Annotated in this window: 18 protein-coding genes and 2 tRNA genes; 9 read left to right on the top strand and 11 right to left on the bottom strand. The window is 51.7% G+C overall.

The window, feature by feature from the left end; translation table 11 throughout:
• Nucleotides 1-14 precede the first annotated feature (14 nt).
• From ptsP to glk, 6 genes are all read right to left on the bottom strand, one after another.
• A complete protein-coding gene (gene ptsP, locus I6L54_RS08690; protein WP_040231439.1) occupies nt 15-2,510 on the bottom strand; it encodes a phosphoenolpyruvate--protein phosphotransferase in 2,496 nt (831 codons plus the stop codon).
• Nucleotides 2,511-2,533: 23 nt separating this feature from the next.
• Nucleotides 2,534-3,574 (bottom strand): aminopeptidase, encoded by a 1,041-nt coding sequence (gene ypdE, locus I6L54_RS08685; protein ID WP_040231440.1) that lies wholly within the window; start codon nt 3,572-3,574, stop codon nt 2,534-2,536.
• Entirely contained in the window at nt 3,574-4,659 is a 1,086-nt protein-coding gene (ypdF, locus tag I6L54_RS08680; protein WP_040231441.1) for an aminopeptidase, read from the bottom strand. The genes ypdE and ypdF overlap by 1 nt, the downstream gene beginning before the upstream one ends.
• Nucleotides 4,660-4,676: 17 nt before the next feature.
• Nucleotides 4,677-5,924, bottom strand: coding sequence for a PTS fructose transporter subunit IIC (locus tag I6L54_RS08675; protein WP_003834874.1), 1,248 nt, complete (start codon nt 5,922-5,924; stop codon nt 4,677-4,679).
• A gap of 20 nt (nt 5,925-5,944) precedes the next feature.
• A complete protein-coding gene (locus I6L54_RS08670) occupies nt 5,945-6,271 on the bottom strand; it encodes a PTS fructose transporter subunit IIB (RefSeq protein ID WP_003028254.1) in 327 nt (108 codons plus the stop codon).
• A 191-nt stretch (nt 6,272-6,462) separates the two neighbouring features.
• Nucleotides 6,463-7,428, bottom strand: a complete 966-nt coding sequence (gene glk / locus I6L54_RS08665) for a glucokinase (protein ID WP_040231443.1) — start codon at nt 7,426-7,428, stop codon at nt 6,463-6,465.
• A 204-nt stretch (nt 7,429-7,632) separates the two neighbouring features.
• Here glk and I6L54_RS08660 point away from each other — a divergent pair, with 204 nt between their 5' ends.
• Complete coding sequence (locus tag I6L54_RS08660) at nt 7,633-8,868, top strand: ion channel protein (RefSeq protein ID WP_005122370.1); 1,236 nt, start codon at nt 7,633-7,635, stop codon at nt 8,866-8,868.
• Here the strand turns inward: I6L54_RS08660 and I6L54_RS08655 are convergent, their stop codons facing one another.
• Nucleotides 8,869-10,521 (bottom strand): alpha-keto acid decarboxylase family protein, encoded by a 1,653-nt coding sequence (locus I6L54_RS08655; RefSeq protein ID WP_040231445.1) that lies wholly within the window; start codon nt 10,519-10,521, stop codon nt 8,869-8,871.
• A 183-nt stretch (nt 10,522-10,704) separates the two neighbouring features.
• Here I6L54_RS08655 and mgrA point away from each other — a divergent pair, with 183 nt between their 5' ends.
• The 6 genes from mgrA (at nt 10,705) to I6L54_RS08625 (ending at nt 17,255) form a co-directional block, all read left to right on the top strand.
• Entirely contained in the window at nt 10,705-11,694 is a 990-nt protein-coding gene (gene mgrA, locus I6L54_RS08650; RefSeq protein ID WP_040231446.1) for an L-glyceraldehyde 3-phosphate reductase, read from the top strand.
• A gap of 137 nt (nt 11,695-11,831) precedes the next feature.
• Complete coding sequence (gene ypeC / locus I6L54_RS08645; RefSeq protein ID WP_005122377.1) at nt 11,832-12,158, top strand: DUF2502 domain-containing protein YpeC; 327 nt, start codon at nt 11,832-11,834, stop codon at nt 12,156-12,158.
• A 277-nt stretch (nt 12,159-12,435) separates the two neighbouring features.
• On the top strand, nt 12,436-13,641 hold the full coding sequence (locus I6L54_RS08640) for a PfkB family carbohydrate kinase (protein ID WP_040231447.1): 1,206 nt from the start codon (nt 12,436-12,438) through the stop codon (nt 13,639-13,641).
• A gap of 45 nt (nt 13,642-13,686) precedes the next feature.
• Nucleotides 13,687-14,649: a sugar ABC transporter substrate-binding protein gene (locus tag I6L54_RS08635; RefSeq protein WP_040231449.1), complete on the top strand. Its 963-nt coding sequence runs from the start codon at nt 13,687-13,689 to the stop codon at nt 14,647-14,649.
• Between the two features lie 73 nt (nt 14,650-14,722).
• Nucleotides 14,723-16,249, top strand: coding sequence for a sugar ABC transporter ATP-binding protein (locus tag I6L54_RS08630; RefSeq protein WP_040231451.1), 1,527 nt, complete (start codon nt 14,723-14,725; stop codon nt 16,247-16,249).
• Between the two features lie 13 nt (nt 16,250-16,262).
• Nucleotides 16,263-17,255: an ABC transporter permease gene (locus tag I6L54_RS08625; protein ID WP_040231452.1), complete on the top strand. Its 993-nt coding sequence runs from the start codon at nt 16,263-16,265 to the stop codon at nt 17,253-17,255.
• A 51-nt stretch (nt 17,256-17,306) separates the two neighbouring features.
• Here the strand turns inward: I6L54_RS08625 and I6L54_RS08620 are convergent, their stop codons facing one another.
• Together I6L54_RS08620 and I6L54_RS24555 are read right to left on the bottom strand one after the other, a co-directional pair.
• On the bottom strand, nt 17,307-18,545 hold the full coding sequence (locus I6L54_RS08620) for an Nramp family divalent metal transporter (RefSeq protein ID WP_005130002.1): 1,239 nt from the start codon (nt 18,543-18,545) through the stop codon (nt 17,307-17,309).
• Nucleotides 18,542-18,616: a hypothetical protein gene (locus I6L54_RS24555; RefSeq protein WP_420808581.1), complete on the bottom strand. Its 75-nt coding sequence runs from the start codon at nt 18,614-18,616 to the stop codon at nt 18,542-18,544. The genes I6L54_RS08620 and I6L54_RS24555 overlap by 4 nt, the downstream gene beginning before the upstream one ends.
• Before the next feature lie 273 nt (nt 18,617-18,889).
• On the opposite strand from I6L54_RS24555, the gene nupC reads away from it, so the two are divergent.
• Entirely contained in the window at nt 18,890-20,092 is a 1,203-nt protein-coding gene (nupC, locus tag I6L54_RS08615) for a nucleoside permease NupC (RefSeq protein WP_040231453.1), read from the top strand.
• A gap of 147 nt (nt 20,093-20,239) precedes the next feature.
• On the opposite strand, the gene I6L54_RS08610 is transcribed toward nupC, so the two are convergent.
• Together I6L54_RS08610 and I6L54_RS08605 are read right to left on the bottom strand one after the other, a co-directional pair.
• Nucleotides 20,240-20,315, bottom strand: a tRNA-Ala gene (locus I6L54_RS08610).
• A 38-nt stretch (nt 20,316-20,353) separates the two neighbouring features.
• Nucleotides 20,354-20,429 (bottom strand) — tRNA-Ala (locus I6L54_RS08605).
• 221 nt (nt 20,430-20,650) lie between these two features.
• Between I6L54_RS08605 and I6L54_RS08600 the strand changes: the two genes are divergently transcribed.
• Nucleotides 20,651-21,013, top strand: a complete 363-nt coding sequence (locus I6L54_RS08600; protein WP_003028277.1) for a YfeC-like transcriptional regulator — start codon at nt 20,651-20,653, stop codon at nt 21,011-21,013.

Genomic DNA, 21,013 nt, shown 5'->3' with positions numbered 1-21,013 from the left:
TCTTGCTGTCAAACTTAAAACGTCAGTTCCGCCTCCAGCAGCGCCAGAATACTGTCAGCATTTTCAGCGGCAAACAGCGACTGGCGGAACTGCTTGTTCACCAGCTTGCGCGCCAGCTGTGAGAAGACCTTCACGTGGTTAATGCCTTCATCGGCACCCAGCGTCAGCATGATCACCAGTTCCACGTCCCCCATCTCAGACTGCCAGTCAACAGGCTGCAGAAGCCGGGCAATGCTGATGCTGGAGTGGCTGATCCACTGGGATTTGGTGTGCGGGATAGCCACGCCAAAGCCGACGGCGGTGGTGACGATCTCTTCGCGCTGCCAGACATCTTCTTCCAGCTCAAACGGATGTTCAGTCCGCCCATTAACGCCAAGATTGCCGCACAGAAACTGAATCACCTGCTCTTTGTTGGTCAGTGGCTCGCCAACGAAAATATTCTCCAGCGCCAGCAGCGGACGCACATCTTTCTGCGGCGCAAACAGGTTGAGCAGATCTTCTATCTCCTGAGCGCTACGACACTCGCAGGCGCGCATGGCAAGTTCACGGCATGCGTGACTGTCCAGTTGACGAAGCTGACTTTTCACCGCCGGAATACGCGGACTGCTCATGCTCAGCTCGTCGAGTCCTAAACCCAGCAGCAGCGGTAAATAGCGACCTTCCCCGCCCAGTTCCCCACAAATGCCCACCCATTTACCGCGTTCGTGCGCCACGCGGACAATCTGCTGCAACATACGCAGAAACGACGGCGTAATCGGGTTGTACAGCGGCGAAACGCGCGGATTATTACGATCGACGGCGTACAGATACTGGGTCATATCGTTTGAGCCAATACTGAAGAAATCCACCTCATCGCAGAAATGGTCGATGATGTAACACACCGACGGCACTTCAACCATAATCCCCAGCGGGATAGTTGAGGCATTGCGTAAACCGTCGGTGTTTAGCTCAACCATCGCCTTCTGCAGTTCGCTTTTTACCCACAAAATCTGGTCGAGACTGTGTACCATCGGGATCATCAGTTGCGCATTACCGAAGGTCGCCGCACGTAAAATGGCGCGTAACTGCGTGCGAAACAGTCCGGCAAACTCCGGATAAATCCGCACCGCACGATAGCCCAGGAACGGGTTTTCTTCCTGCGGAATATTGAGATAGCGAATGTTCTTATCGCCGCCGATATCCATGGTGCGAAAGATAACCGGCTTGTCCCCCGCGGCTAATAAGACCTGCTGATAGGCTTCAAACTGTTCCTGCTCATCAGGCGCGCTGTCGCGGTCCATAAACAGCATTTCAGTACGAAACAGGCCAATCCCTTCCGCGCCATTGGCAAACGCTCCCGGCGCTTCCAGCGCGGTACCGATATTCGCCGCAACGTCAATACGCTGATTATCTTTGGTCAGCGCGGGCTGGGCGGCATCAAGCGCCTGCTGCCGCTGGCATTCATCGGCCAGCCTCTGCGCAATCGCGTAATAGCCGCGAACCGCATCATCCGGATTGATGGCCAGAACCCCACAGCGGGCATCCAGCACCGCCTGCTGTCCAGCATACCGGCTGATAGCTTCCAGCGGCAAGCCGCTAAGCACCGGAATAGCCGACGCGCGAGCGAGGATCAGGGTATGCGAGGTGCGCCCTGTTTTCTCGAGGATCATGCCAGACAGATGTTGCAAATCGAGGCTTAAAAACTGGCTGGGCGTCAAGTCCTCAGCAACCAGAATCGTCGATTTATTCAGCACCAGCGCATTACGCGGTCGTCTTTCAGGCCAGGTGATGTGCAGCAGCTGTTCGCTGATATCACGAATATCGCTGACGCGCTCGCGCAGATAATCGCTACCGGAGGCCGACAGCTTGTCGCACACCTGTTCCATATTGGCGATAATCGCCGTGCCTAGCCCCAGATGGTGCTCCAGCATTAAGCGGCGAATATTCCCGGCAAACTCGTCGTCCTGAATCAGAGACAGATGCGCGCTAAGGATGGCTTTACTCTGTCCATCGCGCTCGCGCAGCTGCTGATTGAGCTGTTCGGCAAGCGTCGCCAGACTGTGCTCCAGCCGGGTATTATCTTCCGCACTCGCCTCAATCGCGCGATAGCTTTCCAGATTATCGCTCTGCCACAGCGTGAGCTGACCTGCCCCCACGCCGCCTGCCAGCACGGTGCCATAAAGAAGGTCTGGGTTGAGGCGAATCAACGAACGCGGCAACGGATGCGCCGCCAGTTCCGCCTGCGTCGGCTGAACGCTGTCGCTGTCAATAAACTGGTGCTGGAGATACTCCTCCAGCGCTCGCCGGGCCTGTTCTTCATCACGACCGCTAATAGTCAGGCTACAGCTGTCGTTAAACAGCGTCCCGGTACCGATCAGCGCCAGCGAGCTTTTCGCATCCGCCCTCGCATTCTGGCGATGGTTAATCAATATCACCTCACTTTGCCACTGGCTGCACTGCTCTTTCAGCTCCCACGCAGGGCGCGCATGCAGGCCATTGGGTAACGGGCAAAGAAATTGAATCGTTAGCATAACAACTCCTGATTAGCGCGAAATCAGCACCTGAAATCCGTCAGATGAGCCACGGTTTCGCACGTAAGATGTGAAATAAGAGCCGACAATAACTGCTGCGTCTGAATGATGTCACGACAGTCGGCAATCGACGCCGCGCAGTGCCCATGACGCGTGGCAGGTCCCATAACAACCGTTGGGATCCCTGTGCCGCTGACGTGCACCGCCCCACCGTCGGTGCCGCCATTACTGAACATATCGAGCTGCAGGGAAATGCCCGCGTCAGCGGCCACGCTTTCAACCCAAGCCGTCAGCTTTGGCGGTGCAATCAGCGATTTATCACTTAACACCAGCATCGGACCTTTACCGAGCTGCCGATGGTTGGCCGTACCATAATCAAAGTTTTTGGCCCAGCAGGCGGTATCCAGCACGATCGCCACATCCGGCGCGACCGCGCGTGCTGCCGTTTGTCCTCCGCGCAGCCCCACTTCTTCGCTGGAGCTGGCTACCAGCCAAACCTCACAAGGGAGAGTGGCGTCATGCCATTCGCGCAGCAGCGCCACCAGCAAATAACATCCAAGCCGGTCATCAAAGGCTTTGCCCATCACTCGTTGGTGCGGCAAAACCTGAAAGGTGGTATCAAAGGTGACGCGATCGCCCGGGCGCACACCGGCCTGAAGCACCTCTTCATAAGAGCGCGCGCCAATGTCCACCCGCAGCGCGCCGACCTCGTTGCCGTTACGCTCTCCGTCAAGCAGACCGGGGATTTTGCTCTCTTCGCGGGTGGTGATCCGCACCGGCTGCAGTTGTCTGGCCGCCATGCGCACATTTCCCACCGGTAAGACATCAATCGCCCCTTCGCTGGAAATACTGCGCACGATAAATCCCACTTCATCCATGTGCGCGCAAATCATTACCTTCGGACCGGTTGATTCATTCAGACGGATCAGCACCGATCCCAGACCATCAAAGCGCACTTCTTTGTGCAGACGATCCGCTTCCTCAAGCAAGATCTGCCGCACATCCTGTTCTGCAGAGGCGATCGCGTCCGCCTCGCTCAGCGCCTTTAGTAACGATAAATCCATTACGCCTCTCCCGTGTGTAGCAATGTTTTCGCCATGGTATAGAGCACCTCGCCGCCGTCAGGCGTCACCAGCACCACATCCTCAATCCGCACGCCGCCCTGCCCCGGCAGATAAATACCCGGCTCAACGGTGAGCAGCATGCCAGCCGCCAGAGGAGTCGCGTCAGAGGGAGAAAAACGGGGATTTTCATGCACCTCAATGCCGATTGCGTGTCCGGTATTGTGGCCGAAATTATCGCCGTAGCCTGCCTGCGCAATCACCCGGCGAGCAGCCTCGTCCACTTCATGACAGCGCCGCCCGGGTCGAATTGCCGCCACCGCCGCACGCTGCGCCGCCAACACAATCTGATACACGGCAAACAGAGGGCTCTCTTCCGCGGGCTGGCTGGCGTCCGGGATGCGAAAGGTTCGCGTCATATCCGAACAATAGCCCTGATACTGTGCGCCAAAATCCAGCGTGATGAACTCACCCGCCTCGACACGCTTGTCGCTGGCTTTTCCGTGCGGCAGCGCACCGCGCCAGCCGCTGGCGACAATGGTGTCAAAAGACGCTTTTTCCGCGCCACGCGTACGCATATACCACTCCAGTTCGGCGGCGATTTCGCGCTCACTGAGACCGGGTTGAATAAAGCGGCGAATATGTTCAGCGCTAAGGTCCGCAATTCGGCAGGCCTCGCGAATGCAGGCTATCTCCTGCACCGTTTTCACCTGCCGGAGCACATCCGGTACGGCGCTCACCAACCGGGCACACAGTTTGCCTGACCAGGCTTGCGCCGTTGCCCAGCTAACCTGCTCGCCTTCGAACCCTATCGTTTGCAGCTTTTCGTCGGCAATGATGTGATTTACCTGCGAATACAGCGTCTGCGTTCCATCGAGCCGATGGATCTGATAGCCACGCGTGCGCGTTGAAACATCCGTGTAGTAACGGGAATCAACCAGGATGTGCGCGCTGTTATGGCTGATAAACACATACCCGGAACTGCTGGAGATCCCCATATACGACTGTTTATTCTGCCGCGATGACAGCAGCATCGCGTCGAGGTGTTGTACCGTTAGCCAGTCACGCAGTGAGGCAAGTAAGCTCATGGTCACAATCCTTTTAATCAGAGGCTTTCAATCAGCAATTTGCCTTTGCGATACATCATGTTACGTAGGAACACCACCATCAGAGCCGTAATCACCGCGCCTAACAGGATCCCCGCCATATAGACGCCGAGGTTAGTCACCAGCGGCCATGCCCAGATAGCCGATTCCGGGAACCACTGCACTGCCCCCAGCCAGACGGCAGCCGTCGATCCGACAATGGCGCCAACCATATACGAAGGAATTGCCGTGATGGGGCTTTCCAGCGCAAACGGGATCGCCCCTTCGCTGATGCCCATGAACGCGAGGAACATTGCTGTTTTTCCCTGCGGGTAGAGCTGTGCGCTGAACAGGCGTTTGCCGGTTAAGCGACGGTCAATAAGCGTGGCCAGCCCGAGGCCAATCGGGGGGATCACAATCGCAATAGAGCGCGCGGTGACCGGCAGAACGTGATCGGTGGTAAAGCTAAAGGCGACGAATCCTGCTGCCTTATTGATAGGACCGCCGAGGTCAATCGCCGTTGCTGCGGAAATACCCATTGCATACATCAGCGTGCCTTTCTCCCCGGCCGCCGTTAGCAGAGTACGAATTCCGCCGTTAATCCAGCCGCCAAACGGCGTTATCACGTAATACATCGCCAGCATGACGAAGATGGCGGAAAGAATGGGCAGTAAAAAGGTGGTTTTGAACGCCAACAGGAAATCAGGTAGCTGGATTTTTTGGTTCATCCACTTCACCAGATACCCGGCGACAATCGAGATAATCAGCGCGCCAATAAAGGTTGACGGAACGGGAGCACTGGTTGCCCATTGCAGCGTCGCTGGGTCAAAATTCAGTATCTGCGTGGGCTGGGTGGACATCAGACCACCGATGAACCCCGCCGGAAATGCCAGCTTGCCGCCGATAGAGTTGGCGACGAACGCGGCAAACATCGGGATAGCAAAGCCAAACAGCACGCCGCCAAAAGATTGCGACAGCCAGGCAAATTTCAGTAATGAGAGATTAAAACCGGTGAATTTTCCGCTGTTCAGCGCATCCATGATGCCGGTGTCAGCAGGTATATCGAGCCAGCTATAAGCGATCAGTTGCGAGAAGGCGAGAATGACCCCGCCCATAATTAACGTCGGCACCATGCGTGAAATACCCGACATCACATGTTGCGGAAGTTCGCCCCAGAAGCTATTGCGGGAGGCCGGTGGATTTTTTATTGCCGCTGCCGCACCAGATGCGCCAGGCACAACGGTTGCACTGCGTTTTTTAATGGCCATACGTGATTCCCTGTCGATGATTATTGTTGTTCAGCGGCAACCATCTCTTCGATCTCTTTAATGATGCCAGCCGCATTTTTTATCGCGTCCTGTAACGTAATTTCGTAGACGTCACGCGACTCGAAACGCTCGTTATCTTCCGGGGTGACGGCGACAGAATGGATGATTAACGTCGCCTCCGCGATATCCTGCGCCGTCAGACGATTTTGAATTCCGTCCGCGCCCTGGGTTTCAATTTTCACTTCATAACCCGCTTCAACCGCCGCTTCTTCCAGCGCCTGAGCCGCCATAAAGGTGTGGGCCAGGCCCATCGGACATGCACAAACAGCAATCAGTTTTTTGCTCATATTAATTTCCTCGTAATAGTTAACGAGTGAAATTATGGTCTGAGGAAAGGAACAACCGTTACCAGAGAAATGATGCTTTTACTGGACAAATAATCCCGCAATCAGGAAGTGTGACGAAAGTCGGAAAGGCGGGCAGCAGGCATAAAAAAACCGCGTGATATACGCGGTTTTGCAGATTTTTTGCGATACAATTACAAAATATGCCCCAGTGTCTGGCGCATATGTGCGCCGGAACCCAGCAGACCTGGATTATCATGCACAATCAGATATACCGGGATATCCTGCACATAGGCTTTAAAACGCCCTTTATCCTCAAAACCACCGCGAAAACCCGACGCTTTAAAGAATTCCAGGAAGCGCGGCACTATGCCTCCGGCAATGTACACCCCGCCAAACGTCCCCAGCGTTAATGCCAGATCGCCGCCAAACCGCCCCATGATGACGCAGAACAGCGACAGTGCACGACGACAGTCAATACAGGAATCGGCCAGGGCGCGTTCCGTAATATCTTTCGGTTGCAGATTTTCCGGCAAACGTCCGTCGGATTTCACAATCGCGCGATACAGATTTACCAGCCCAGGACCGGACAGCACGCGCTCCGCCGAAACGTGACCAATCTCAGCCCGCAGCACTTCCAGGATAATCGCTTCTTCCTCGCTGTTCGGCGCAAAATCTACATGCCCCCCCTCGCCTGGCAGGCTCACCCAGCGTTTATCCACATGTACCAGATGCGCCACGCCGAGACCGGTGCCTGCGCCATAGACCGCAATGGGTTTGCCCTCGACAGGCTCAGCGCCGCCAAACTGGATCAAATGCTCTTTTTTCAGCATTGGGATTGCCATTGATACGGCTGTGAAATCATTGATAATTTCCAGATGGCTAAAGCCCAGATTCTTTTTCATCTCGGCAATAGAGAATGCCCAGGTATGGTTGGTCATGGCCACCCAGTCGCCGGTTATTGGACAGGCAATGGCGATACAGCCATCTTTGACGCTAACGCTATGCTCATCCAGGTATACGCGCACAACGGCCTCAAGGCTTGGGTAATCCAGTCCTGAATAGGTTTTCGCCTGCGAAATCTCGCCACTGGCAATATCGCACAGAGCAAGACGCGCATTGGTGCCGCCAACATCACCTACTAAAGCATATTTTGTCATTCTTTCACGGCTCCGCTAAAGTCAGAATAAATCTTTGCCACACTGTAAATTCATGGGGGCATAACAACAACGCCCTGAAGGCTGATGCCCGTGGAATATCGATCCAGGTCACAGAATTACTTTATCGTTTCAGCACCTTTTGCAGCGATGCTGTTAGGCAGGCTGTGCAAACTACGTCTATGACTCTGTATTAAGGAATAGAAAATGCTCCATCCGCGAGCCAGAACAATGCTCTTGCTATCAATGCCTGCGCTGCTGATTGGTGTAGCGTCCAGTCTGGTGCTGATTGCTGTGATGAAAGTTGCTTCCGTTTTACAGCAATTTTTGTGGGAACGTCTGCCCATAAGCATCGGTATTGCCCAGGATTCTCCATTCTGGATTATTGCTATGCTCACGCTTACCGGGGGCATGGTCGGGCTCATCATCCGCTACAGTCATGGTCATGCTGGCCCTGACCCAGCCTGCGAACCCTTAATCGGTATGCCCGTCTCGACGTCTGCGTTGCCAGGACTGCTGGCCGCCCTGATTGTTGGCCTCGCGGGTGGCGTCAGTTTGGGTCCAGAGCACCCCATCATGACCGTTAACATTGCGCTGGCAGTGGCGATTGGTAGCCGCATGTTTCCGCGAATTGCAAAGCTGGACTGGACCATCCTCGCCTCTGCTGGCACCATCGGGGCGCTATTTGGTACCCCGGTTGCCGCTGCGCTGGTCTTTTCGCAAACGCTGAACAGCTCCAACGATGCCCCCCTATGGGATCGTCTGTTCGCACCGTTAATGGCCGCCGCGGCAGGTTCACTCACCACCAGCCTGTTCTTTCATCCCCACTTTTCATTGCCTATCGCGCACTATACGCAGATGCATCTGGTCGATATCTTCAGCGGCGCGGTCGTTGCTGCCATTGCTATCGCGGCGGGGATGGTGGCCGTATGGTGCCTGCCTCGTTTGCACCATCTGATGCATCGCCTGAAACACCCGGTGCTGATCCTCGGCGTTGGAGGCTTTATCCTCGGTATTCTGGGTGTTATCGGGGGACCACTAACCCTGTTTAAGGGCCTGGATGAGATGCAACAAATGGCATTTAGCCAGACGCTGGGAGCCTCGGACTATTTCATGCTGGCGGTGATAAAGCTGGCAGCGCTGGTCGTGGCTGCAGCGAGTGGTTTTCGCGGTGGGCGGATTTTCCCCGCGGTATTCGTTGGCGTCGCGCTGGGGCTGATGCTGCACGCCCATGTCGAAGCCGTTCCTGCCGCGATTACGGTCTCCTGCGCCATTCTGGGATTGGTACTGGTCGTCACTCGTGATGCATGGCTGAGCCTGTTTATGGCGGCAGTGGTGGTGCCGGACACCACCCTACTACCGCTGTTGTGCATCGTTATGCTTCCGGCCTGGCTGCTATTAGCCGGAAAACCAATGATGATTGCTGACCGTCCCGATAAGTAGCTATCCCCCATTGCGGGATTCCAGCGCACGGGTCACCGTGCGCAAGAGTTCTGGAAGGTCAGCCTTCGGCAACACCACTTCTATCAACGAGAGGCGTTGCGGTTTTGCCAGACGAGCCAGAACCTCTTCCAGTTGGACAGCCTGCTTCACGCGCCAGCATTCCGCCTGACATTCACGACTTAACGCCTGTGGCACCAGCGTCCAGCTCCATCCGGCTATATCATTGTATCGTTGGTTCGCACCATGAATGGCACGTTCCACGGTATAACCGTCATTATTGAGCAGTAAAATAACTGGAGTTTGCCCGTCTCTCAGCATGGTTCCCAATTCCTGAATGGTGAGCTGTGCCGCACCATCGCCAATAATCAGGATCACCCTACGGTGCGGGAAGGCTGTTTGCGCCCCGAATGCAGCAGGCAAAGCGTAACCGATTGACCCCCACAGCGGCTGGACCAGTACCTCCGCCCCGGCAGGAAGTGACAGCGCAGCTGCGCCAAATGCTGCGGTGCCCTGATCGACAAGAATAATGTCGTTGGGGGCCAGATACTGTTGCATCGTATGCCAGAAATTTTCCTGCGTCAGAGGGCCTTTCTCAACCTGCAGACGCCCGGCATAAGGACGTTCAGGCGGCAGTGAAAACGACATTTCCAGGCACAGTTCCCGTAGCGTAGTAACCGCTTGTTCCATAGGGATGTTAAACCAGCTTCCCCCAACCCGCGACGCATGGGGTTGAACCTCAATAGTTCGCTCGAGAGGCAAGTTTTGCGTAAACCCGGCGGTCAGCGTGTCAACAAACCGGGTGCCGACGCAAATAATCGTACCGGCATCCTCTATCGCCTGGCGCACATAATCACTGCTCGCCCCCGCACTGTATGTGCCCACAAACGCAGGATGTCGTTCGTCAAACAATCCTTTGCCCATCAACAGCGTGGCATGAGCCATCGGCGTTTCCGTCATCCAGCGTTGTAAAACGGGCTGCAAGCCAAAGCGTAGCGCGAGAAAATCGGCTAATAGCGACACGCGCGAACTGTCCAGCAACTGCTCACGCGCATGATAGCGAAACGCAGCAGCTACACTACTTTCCGGCTCGCTCAAGGGAACAATGAGTATGTCACTCGGTGGTGTAGCAGGTTGCTTCGCAACATCAGCAGGTAGCATCAGGTAACCCGGTCGTCTTTCGGTTAACATCGCCTGCAACACGCGGTCAATTTCATAGCAGGCATTTTGTTCATCCAGCACTGCACTGGCGACCGTCACTGACTGTTGCATACGGTAGAAATGCTGAAAGTCACCGTCGCCGAGGGTGTGATGCATTAACTCGCCACGACGCTGAGCGCTGCGACATGGGGCCCCGACAATATGCAGGACAGGAACGTATTCCGCGTAACTTCCTGCAATACCATTAATTGCGCTTAACTCGCCCACACCAAAAGTGGTAAGCAGCGCTCCCGCTCCGGCTACCCGGGCATAGCCATCCGCGGCATACGCTGCATTCAATTCATTCGCACACCCGACCCAACGCACGCTTGAGTGGTCAATGACGTGGTCAAGAAACTGCAAATTGTAATCGCCCGGCACACCAAACAGATGGTCAATGCCACAGCCTGCCAGCCTGTCCAGCAGATAATCAGCAACGGAATACGGGGTTTGCATGACAGCTATCCTTCTGACGGTAACCTCATGTTGAGTATCGAAGAACTGCGATGACTGTCCAGGAATGTCGCTGCGAAGGAGGTGGAAAGCAGGATGTACAGTTTTGGCGATTTAAATTTCCTTGAAGAATCGATTGTGTAACCGTATACACTGAAAGGCACATATGTTCTGGAAGGAGGCGACATGGTTTATCAGGCTAACGAAAATCGCTATCACACAATGGAATACCGCCGCTGCGGTCAGAGTGGGCTCAAACTACCGATTGTCTCTCTGGGCCTGTGGCACAATTTTGGTGATACCACGCAGGTCGAAAACAGTCGGGCATTGTTACAGCGCGCATTCGATCTGGGGATCAACCATTTTGATCTGGCGAATAATTACGGCCCGCCGCCGGGTTCGGCTGAACGCAACTTCGGTCGCATCCTGCAGGAAGATTTTTTATCGTACCGGGATGAACTGATAATCTCGACCAAAGCGGGCTATACCATGTGGGAAGGTCCCTACGGTGATTGGGGATCGCGCAAGTACCTGATTGCCAGCCTCGATCAAAGCCTGAAACGTATAGGGCTGGAGTATGTTGATATCTTCTATCATCACCGCCTCGATCCCCAAACACCGCTCAGAGAGACCATGAACGCGCTGGATCATATTGTGCGTCAGGGGAAAGCGTTGTACGTAGGACTCTCTAACTATCCGACTGATCTCGCCAGGCAGGCGATCGAAATACTCGATGATTTAGGGACGCCATGTCTCATCCACCAGCCAAAATATTCCATGTTTGAGCGCGAGGTTGAGAGGGGCCTGCTATCACTCTTGCAGGAAAAAGGGGTTGGCAGTATCGCCTTTTCCCCACTGGCTGGCGGGCAATTAACTGACCGTTATCTGAACGGTATTCCGGCGGATTCGCGGGCAGCGAGCGCCAGTCGTTTTCTCAACCCAGACCAGATCACCCCACAAAAACTGGAAAAAGTCCGTGCCCTTAATGCGCTGGCCGGGCGCCGGGGACAAAAACTGTCCCAGATGGCGTTAGCCTGGGTTCTCCGCGATGATAAGGTGACGTCAGTACTGATTGGCGCCAGCAAACCTGCGCAAATTGAAGATGCCGTTGGCATGCTGGCAAACCGTCATTTCTCTCCCGAAGAGTGTGCGGAGATCGACGCCATCCTGGGTTGATGGAAATAAAGACACATTTATTAACAAAAAGTGCGCTCTCTGACGATTTAAGAGTTAAGGCGATGAAACGGGGCTTTACTGCCCCGTAATATTGCGTTAACAGGCCGGCTACGGCTCGATCGTGAAGGAGAGAAAGAATGTTCAGGTCACTGATTCTGGCGGCTGTGTTATTGGCTTTTGCACCGCTGGCCGCAAACGCTGGCGAAATCACCCTGCTGCCGTCAATTAAATTACAAATTGGCGATCGCGATAACTACGGCAACTACTGGGACGGTGGGCGCTGGCGTGACCGGGATTACTGGCACCATAATTATGAATGGCGTAAAAATCGTTGGTGGCGTCATGACAACGGCTATCATCGCGGCTGGGATAAGCGCAAAGCTTATGAGCGTGGCTATCGTGAAGGCTGGAACGATCGCGATGACCATCGCGGGCGTGGACGTGGCCACGGGCACCGCCATTAATGTAACAAATCCCCATCATGCGGGGAGTACTGTTCACACAAATCATCGAGTTACTCAGGGCCTGTGTCTATACCCAGGCCCTTTTTGCATTACGCTTCGCCAATCGCCAGATGACGAGCAGTCACATCCGCTCCCCCCTGTTTTCCCGTAAATTTCCTGTTCATTTCACAAATTCGCAAAATCGGAAAAAAAAATTCCGATTTATCGTGTTTTTTTTGAACTTTGCGCGATAAATATTAACATTAATTTAATACTATAAAACCTGGGGTGAGCGCTAATGAAAAAACAAGAAAGACAAAAGGCCATTCGGGTTAAGTTAGTAACCGATAAAAAGGTTTATGTTAGCGAATTAGCAAAGGAATTGTCTGTCACAACTCGCACGATCCGTAATGACTTAAATGAATTAAGTCAGAATAGTCTTTTCTCGTTATTCCATGGTGGTGCACAATTAAAAAGCGCACCTGATGAATCATTATTTGAGCAGTCTTTCACCAACACAATATTGAATGGGTTCAAAAGCCACAAAGAAATTACATCGATTTCTGCTCATGCCAGGCAAAACAGCTATATTGATGATAGCATTTACATACTTGGTTCATTTAATATAGATATTGTTTCTGAAACGACGACATTTCCTCAGATTGGCCAGACTATCCGGGCGTCTGCAACCCGTTTTTATGCCGGAGGAAAAGGCACAAACCAGGCCGTTGCCGCGGCTAAAATCAATAATAATGTTCATCTTACCGTTAAGTTAGGAGCCGATGAGTTTTCAAAAAAAGCCAAAAGATATTTAACCAATACTGAAATTTCTTCTTTTTCTTTTTTTGAAAATGAAATGTCATCCACGGGCATTGCGATGGTATGGGTTTCAGGTGCCACGGGTGACAATATGATCAGTATCGATCTTGGAGCCAATGAAACATTTACCCAGGAAGATATTCTATTGGATATTGATACCATCCGTAATTGCAAAGTTTTTTTAACTCAGCTGGAGAATAATTTTCCGATCACACGCTTCGCTATCATGCAGGCAAAACTGGGAAAATCGCTGGTTGTCCTGAACCCGGCGCCTTATGTTTCAGAGATCAAAGAAATATTGCATTTAATTGACATTATTACGCCGAACAAAATTGAAGCTGAGGCGTTATCTGGTATCAACATTGTTGATATCTATTCGGCCAAAAATGCCGCCAGGAGCATTTATGTGCAAGGCGCAAAATGCGTCATTATCACGTTAGGTAGCGACGGTTGTCTGATCTTTGATGGCACAGTTTTCACTCATATTCCTGCCTATAAATCAGCCGTTGTCGATACCAGTGGAGCAGGCGATGCCTTTACCGGGGCACTGGCTGCATGCATTGCAAACGGTAAAGGACTCATCAATGCGGCGCAGTACGCTTCTGCGTTTGCCTCGTTGAAAGTTGAACGTAAAGGTGCATCAAACATGCCCAACAATTCACTCGTTTATCATCGTATGCAGTAGCTGTTTAGAGCATCATTCAGCCCCCTACACCTATAGGATAATTTCATGAAAAATAAAATGTTTTATCGTTTTATCGGTGCCACAGTCGGTTTAGCGCTTTCCGCCACTTTCACCGCCCCCGCTTTTGCCGCCGATACTCAGACGCATAAACCTAAAGTCGCGCTGGTGATGAAGTCACTGGCAAATGAGTTTTTCCTGACCATGGAAAACGGAGCAAAAGAGTATCAGAAAAAAAATGCCGACAAGTTTGATTTGATTTCTAACGGCATCAAAAACGAGACAGATACGGCAAATCAAATCCAGATCGTTGAACAAATGATTGTCTCGAAAGCCGATGCGATTATCATTGCGCCATCAGACTCGAAAGCCCTTGTACCGGTCATTAAGAAGGCAATTGATGCAGGTATTATTGTCATCAATATTGATAACAAATTTGATGACGGTGTACTTAAAGATAAAAATCTGAATATTCCTTTTGTTGGCCCGGATAACCAAAAAGGTGCAAAAGAAATTGGCGATTATTTAGCGAAGCATCTTAAGGCCGGCGATCAGGTTGGCATTATTGAAGGCATCCCTACCTCCAGCAACTCTCAGCAACGTACTCTGGGCTTCCAAAATGCAATGGCGCAGGGCGGCATGAAAGTCGTTTCTGTTCAATCTGGCCAGTGGGAAATTAACAACGCCAATGCGGTCGCGGCGGCAATGTTAAGTGAGTATCCTGATATCAAAGCACTGTTAGCCGATAACGATAATATGGCATTAGGTGCCGTTTCCGCCATCCGCTCTGCCGGGAAAAAAGGACAGGTTCTGGTTGTCGGGTATGACAATATCGAAGCGATTAAGCCTATGTTAAATGACGGCCGTGTTTTAGCAACTGCGGACCAATTTGCCTCTCAACAAGCTGTATTTGGTATTGATGCCGCCCTTGATGCCTTAAAAAATGGCAAAAAACAGAGTGAGCTCTCCAGCAACGTAGAAACGCCAATAAAACTGATCGTCAAACAATAAGCGGAAAACAGTGCGCCGCTGTGGTACTGCCATCAGTTGAGTATCAGAGCGGCTTACCGGATAAGGCCAGAATATGAAAAGTAGGCAAGAAATCCTCTCAATACAGGGGGTAGGTAAAACCTACAGTGAACCTGTTCTGGTGGATGTGACGCTAGCATTATATCCAGGAAAAGTCCTGGCCCTGACGGGAGAAAACGGTGCAGGGAAAAGTACGTTATCAAAAATTATTGGCGGGTTAACCAACGCAACGACCGGGAAAATGGTTTATCAGGGGCAGCCTTACGCACCTGCGAGCCGAAAAGAGGCGGAAAAGCTGGGTGTTCGCATGGTTATGCAAGAACTCAATTTACTGCCTACGTTGTCGGTTGCAGAAAACTTATTTCTCGAACAACTTCCGCATCGATTCGGCTGGATCGATCGAAAAAAGCTAGCAGAAATGGCCCGTCCGGTGATGGCAATGGTTGGGCTGCAATCAGTCGATCCAAATACGCTGGTGGGCGAATTGGGTATTGGTCACCAACAGATGATCGAAATCGCCAGAAACCTGATTGGTGAAAGCCGGGTACTGATTCTGGATGAACCAACGGCCATGCTCAGTAGCCGTGAGGTCGAACTGCTGTTTAAACAAATAGCGCTCTTCAAAGCCCGAGGCGTTTCAATAATTTATATTTCTCACCGACTGGATGAGCTTGCGATGATTGCTGATGACATCGCGGTGCTACGTGATGGTCATTTGGTTTGCGTGGACGATATTAAACGCTATACCCGCGATCAACTTGTTTCGTTGATGGTCGGCCGCGATTTAGAAAGTTCATTTGATTTAAGTGGACGCCAGGCAGGTCAACCCATTCTGAAAGTGGAAAATTTTAAGCGTGGGAAAATCATTCGGGACACGTCGTTTACCTTGCACAGTGGCGAAGTGCTCGGCATTAGTGGCCTTGTTGGCTCTGGCAGAACAGAGCTGCTACGCGCTATTTTTGGCGCAGACAAAATAGACAGTGGCACATTACTGATTGGTACTCCACTTAAACCGGTGGTGATCCGTTCGCCTGCACAGGCTATCCGACACGGTATTGCATTAGTCACGGAGGATCGTAAAGGTGAAGGGCTTCTGTTACCACAGTCGGTTGCCGCAAATATCTCGTTGGGTAACAGCGACAAAATTAGCCATTTGTCGGTCGTTAACACATTGAGTGAAACCACATTAGCGAATAAACACATTAAAAGTTTAGGCGTTCGTACAACGAACACTTCACAGGCCGTGGAAAGCCTGTCAGGTGGTAATCAGCAGAAAGTTCTCATTAGCCGGTGGCTGGAACGAGACTGTGAAGTCGTCTTATTTGATGAGCCGACTCGCGGTATTGATGTGGGTGCCAAGCAAGATATTTATCAATTGCTGAATACGTTAACAGCTAAGGGAAAAGGCGTTGTTGTCGTTTCCAGTGACCTACGTGAACTGATGCTGGTTTGCGATCGTATTGCGGTCATTTCCGATGGCAAGTTAGTGAACACATTTACACGTGATAACTGGAGCCAGGATCGCATTTTAGCGGCTGCATTTTCAGCCTATCAGCATTCAGAAGAGACTGTCAGCGAGTAGCCGGGGATAAAAAATGAAAAACAATTTTGCGACAAAACAAACGGCAGCAGAGAAAAGAAATACACCGACGTCATGGAAAGGGCTAAGTAGCTATATCGGGTTGCTCGGGGCGTTAGCCGCAATGATCGTCCTATTTTCATGCCTCAGTTCTCATTTCTGGAGCATGAACACTTTCAGCACTATTGCGAATCAGATCCCCGATTTAATCGTCATGTCGGTGGGGATGACATTTATCTTAATCATTGCTGGCATCGATCTTTCCGTTGGATCGTTGCTGGCGCTTGCTGCTGCAGTCGTCAGCGTCACCTATTTAAATTTTCATTGGACGCCCTGGCTGGCCGCGCTTTCAGGCGTAGCACTCGCCACATTTGTTGGGGCGCTAACAGGCCTGATTACCGTTGCCTGGCGTATCCCGGCGTTTATCGTCTCACTGGGCGTACTGGAAATGGCCCGCGGAGCAGCGTATCAGTTAACTGACTCGCGGACCGCGTATCTCGGTTCTATTTATGATTATTTAGCCGACCCCATTCTCTTTGGCGTCTCCCCATCTTTTATTATCGCGATCGTTGTCATTGTTGCCGGGCATCTGGTGCTGACGCGAACCGTATTTGGCCGCCATTTGATCGGTATTGGCACCAATGAAGAAGCCGTTCGATTATCAGGTATAAATCCAGGTCCTTATAAGATCGCAGTCTTTGCCTTGATGGGGGGATTATCCGGTCTGGCGTCGCTGTTTCAGGTTGCCCGCCTTGAAGCCGCAGACCCCAATAGCGGCGTTGGCATGGAACTACAGGTGATTGCCGCAGTTGTGATTGGTGGCACGAGCCTGATGGGAGGACGTGGCTCTATTATCTGTACGTTTCTTGGCGCGTTGATTATTTCCGTTCTGGCTGCGGGACTGGCGCAAGTTGGCGCGAGCGAACCGACAAAACGTTTTATAACTGGAGCCGTGATAATCGTTGCAGTGGTACTTGATACATACCGTAGCCACTTAAATAAAAAATAATCATGAGGGTTACCCGGTTTGACCGGGTAACCACAACAGATGAAAGCCTTGCTACAATCCGAGCGCGGTCCCGACCAGCAGCCAGATATTCAGTGCCACGACCAGCACCACAATCACCCAACCAACCTGTTTCACCCAACGGCTATTAACTAAATCCCCCATCAGTTGGCTGTTGCTGGTAAAAATCAGTAGTGGTACCAGCGCCAGGGCGATACCAAAGCTGAGTAATACCTGACTCATCACCAGTATCCGGGTGGGATCAAGCCCCATTAAAATCACAATAAATGACGGCATCATGGTGACGCTACGGCGCACCCAGAGCGGGATATGAAAGCGGATAAACCCTTGCATAACCACCTGCCCCGCCAGCGTACCAACCACGGTAGAGGAAAGCCCGGCCGCCACCAGGCTTAAACCAAACACGGTTGCAGCAGCATGACTCAGCAGCGGTTCAAGCGTCAGATAGGCCTGGTCCAGGTCTGCGATACCGGTATGCCCGCTAAAGTGAAACGCGGCTGCTGCGGTCGCCATCATTGCCAGATTCACAAATCCGGCAATCGTCATAGCGATAGCCACATCCCATTTCGTCGCTGCGTAACGCTGCTGGCGCGTACCACCGTGCAAATGCTGGGTTAAGGAGGAGTGCAGATAAATGACGTGCGGCATGATGGTGGCACCAAGCACACCGGCCGCCAGGAACACCGCTTCAGAATTGGGCAGGCTCGGTATAACCATCCCTTTGCTAAGCTGCGCAAGGTTCGGTTGGGAAAAAATCAGCTCGACAATATATGCCGCTGCCACGAACAACAACAAACCGCCGATCACTTTTTCCAGGGGTTTCTGTCCGCGACGCTGCAGCATCAGAATTAAAAATGTCGCAATACCAGTGAGCACAGCCCCCTGCAGCAGCGAAACGCCAAGGATGAGTTTAAAGCCAATCGCAGCGCCAATAAATTCTGCAAGATCGGTCGCCATCGCAATAATTTCGGCCTGTACCCAGTAAAACCAAACTACTGGACGAGGATAGTGATCACGGATCTGTTCCGCCAGGTTTTTGCCGGTGGCAATACCAAGCTTGGCCGACAGCACCTGAATCAGCATCGCCATCAGGTTTGCCCAGACCACTACCCACAACAGTTTGTAGCCAAAGCTAGCCCCTGCCTGAATATTCGTAGCAAAGTTACCGGGATCGATATATCCGATTGCCGCGATGAACGCAGGTCCCATTAATGCGAGCTTCAACTTGCGCGCTGCCCGTCCACTGCTACTCTCAACGCGATCGTTAGTCATTTTAGTGCCTCAGAAACATAGCCTTTGCTATGTTTCAAGCTACGCTTATTGAGAATGATTATCAAATTCATTTTAATGGGTGAAGTTGATTTCTCTGATAGCGTTTGTCTATGGAACGGTAAGAAATTTAGAAATGCCGCTAAGATGTTTGATTATTGTTATGAGATTAGCACAGTGACATAACTTTTCACTTCCATACTAAACATAACGGAAGTGTATCACCGATCACTAATTTTGAATCTCGTCACAGGTCCTTATTATAGTGTGTGTTTGATCTCGTTTTCTTTACTGTTGTTACATAGAATGTGCACGAAAACTAAATCTGCCTCAAATTTGGAGCAAATATGGATCGTGTCCTTCACTTTGTCCTGGCCCTTGCCGTGGTTGCGGTACTCGCACTGCTGGTAAGCAGTGACCGTAAAAAAATCCGCATTCGTTATGTTATTCAATTGCTTGTTATCGAAGTGTTACTGGCATGGTTCTTCCTGAACTCTGATGTCGGCCTGGGCTTTGTAAGAGGCTTCTCCGAGATGTTTGAGAAACTGCTCGGATTCGCTAATGAAGGGACTAACTTTGTCTTCGGCAGCATGAACGATAAAGGCCTGGCATTCTTCTTCCTGAAAGTGCTGTGCCCTATCGTCTTTATCTCCGCCCTGATCGGTATTCTTCAGCATATCCGTGTGCTGCCGGTTATCATCCGCGCAATTGGCTTCCTGCTTTCCAAAGTGAACGGTATGGGCAAGCTGGAATCCTTCAACGCCGTCAGCTCTCTGATCCTGGGTCAGTCCGAGAACTTTATCGCCTATAAAGATATCCTCGGTAAAATGTCTCGCAACCGCATGTACACCATGGCAGCAACGGCGATGTCTACCGTTTCCATGTCTATCGTCGGCGCGTACATGACCATGCTGGAGCCGAAGTACGTTGTTGCGGCGCTGGTTCTGAACATGTTCAGCACCTTTATCGTTCTGTCACTGATCAACCCTTATACCGTTGATGCCAGCGAAGAAAATATTCAGATGTCCAATCTGCACGAAGGTCAGAGCTTCTTCGAAATGTTGGGTGAATACATTCTGGCAGGTTTCAAAGTTGCGATTATCGTTGCTGCAATGCTGATTGGTTTCATCGCGCTGATCGCTGCCCTGAACGCCCTGTTCGCTACCGTTACCGGTTGGTTTGGCTACAGCATTTCCTTCCAGGGCATCCTGGGTTACATCTTCTACCCGATTGCGTGGGTGATGGGTGTGCCGTCCAGCGAAGCGCTGCAGGTGGGCAGTATCATGGCAACCAAACTGGTTTCCAACGAATTCGTCGCAATGATGGACCTGCAGAAAATCGCCGCTACGCTCTCTCCGCGTGCTGAAGGCATTATCTCTGTGTTCCTGGTTTCCTTCGCGAACTTCTCTTCCATCGGTATCATTGCAGGTGCAATTAAAGGCCTGAACGAAGAGCAAGGTAACGTGGTTTCCCGCTTTGGTCTGAAACTGGTATACGGTTCTACGCTGGTCAGCGTACTGTCTGCTTCCATTGCAGCACTGGTGCTGTAAGACGACATCAATACAGCCGTTACCAAACCGGGGAGATTCTCCCCGGTTTTTTTATGTCTGTTATCCAGCAATCTAAGCAAATAAACGAGAAACGCAGGCAGGAACCAAATGCAAAAAACCCCCGCTTTTCAGCGAGGGTTTCAATTTTGGTGGAGCTAAGCGGGATCGAACCGCTGACCTCTTGCATGCCATGCAAGCGCTCTCCCAGCTGAGCTATAGCCCCACGATGCGTTTACGTACCAAATTCATTGGGATTAAATTTGGTGGAGCTAAGCGGGATCGAACCGCTGACCTCTTGCATGCCATGCAAGCGCTCTCCCAGCTGAGCTATAGCCCCGTCACGTAAAGCTTGTCGAGTTGACGGGCGGCATCATATGAATTCCCTTCGCGTGTGTCAACGGCAAAATTAACTCATAGAATTCAATCGCTGAAAAAGCAGGCAAATGAAGAACATTGCGCAACAACTCGCATTCAGTAGTTAAACGCGTCACGGTTTCTACTAAAATGGTGCTATAAAATGAGCCACTAATTAACCCCACGACCATTCAGGGAATCGTTATGTTCAAGGAACGGATGACGCCAGAAGAACTTGCTAATCTGACCGGATACAGCCGACAGACCATCAATAAATGGGTGCGCAAGGAAGGTTGGGCTACCTCACCCAAACCCGGTGTTCAGGGCGGTAAAGCCCGTCTGGTTCACGTTACCGAACAAGTTCGTGAATACATTCGCAGCGCTGAGCGTTCAGCGGAAGGCTTATCAGATAATTTATCTTTATCCGGTGACACCTCCATCGAAGCTCTACTGATAAGGCTCGCCAAAGAAATGACGCCATCAGAACAGAAAATGTTTACGTCGCTGATCCTACGTGAAGGCATTACGGGTTTGTTACAACGCTTAGGGATTCGCGACAACAAATAA

Origin of the sequence: Citrobacter pasteurii, from assembly GCF_019047765.1 — a bacterium.
Taxonomy (GTDB): domain Bacteria; phylum Pseudomonadota; class Gammaproteobacteria; order Enterobacterales; family Enterobacteriaceae; genus Citrobacter; species Citrobacter pasteurii.
The sequence above is the reverse complement of the archived record's forward strand: the minus strand, read 5'-3'. Positions and strand labels throughout refer to the sequence as shown.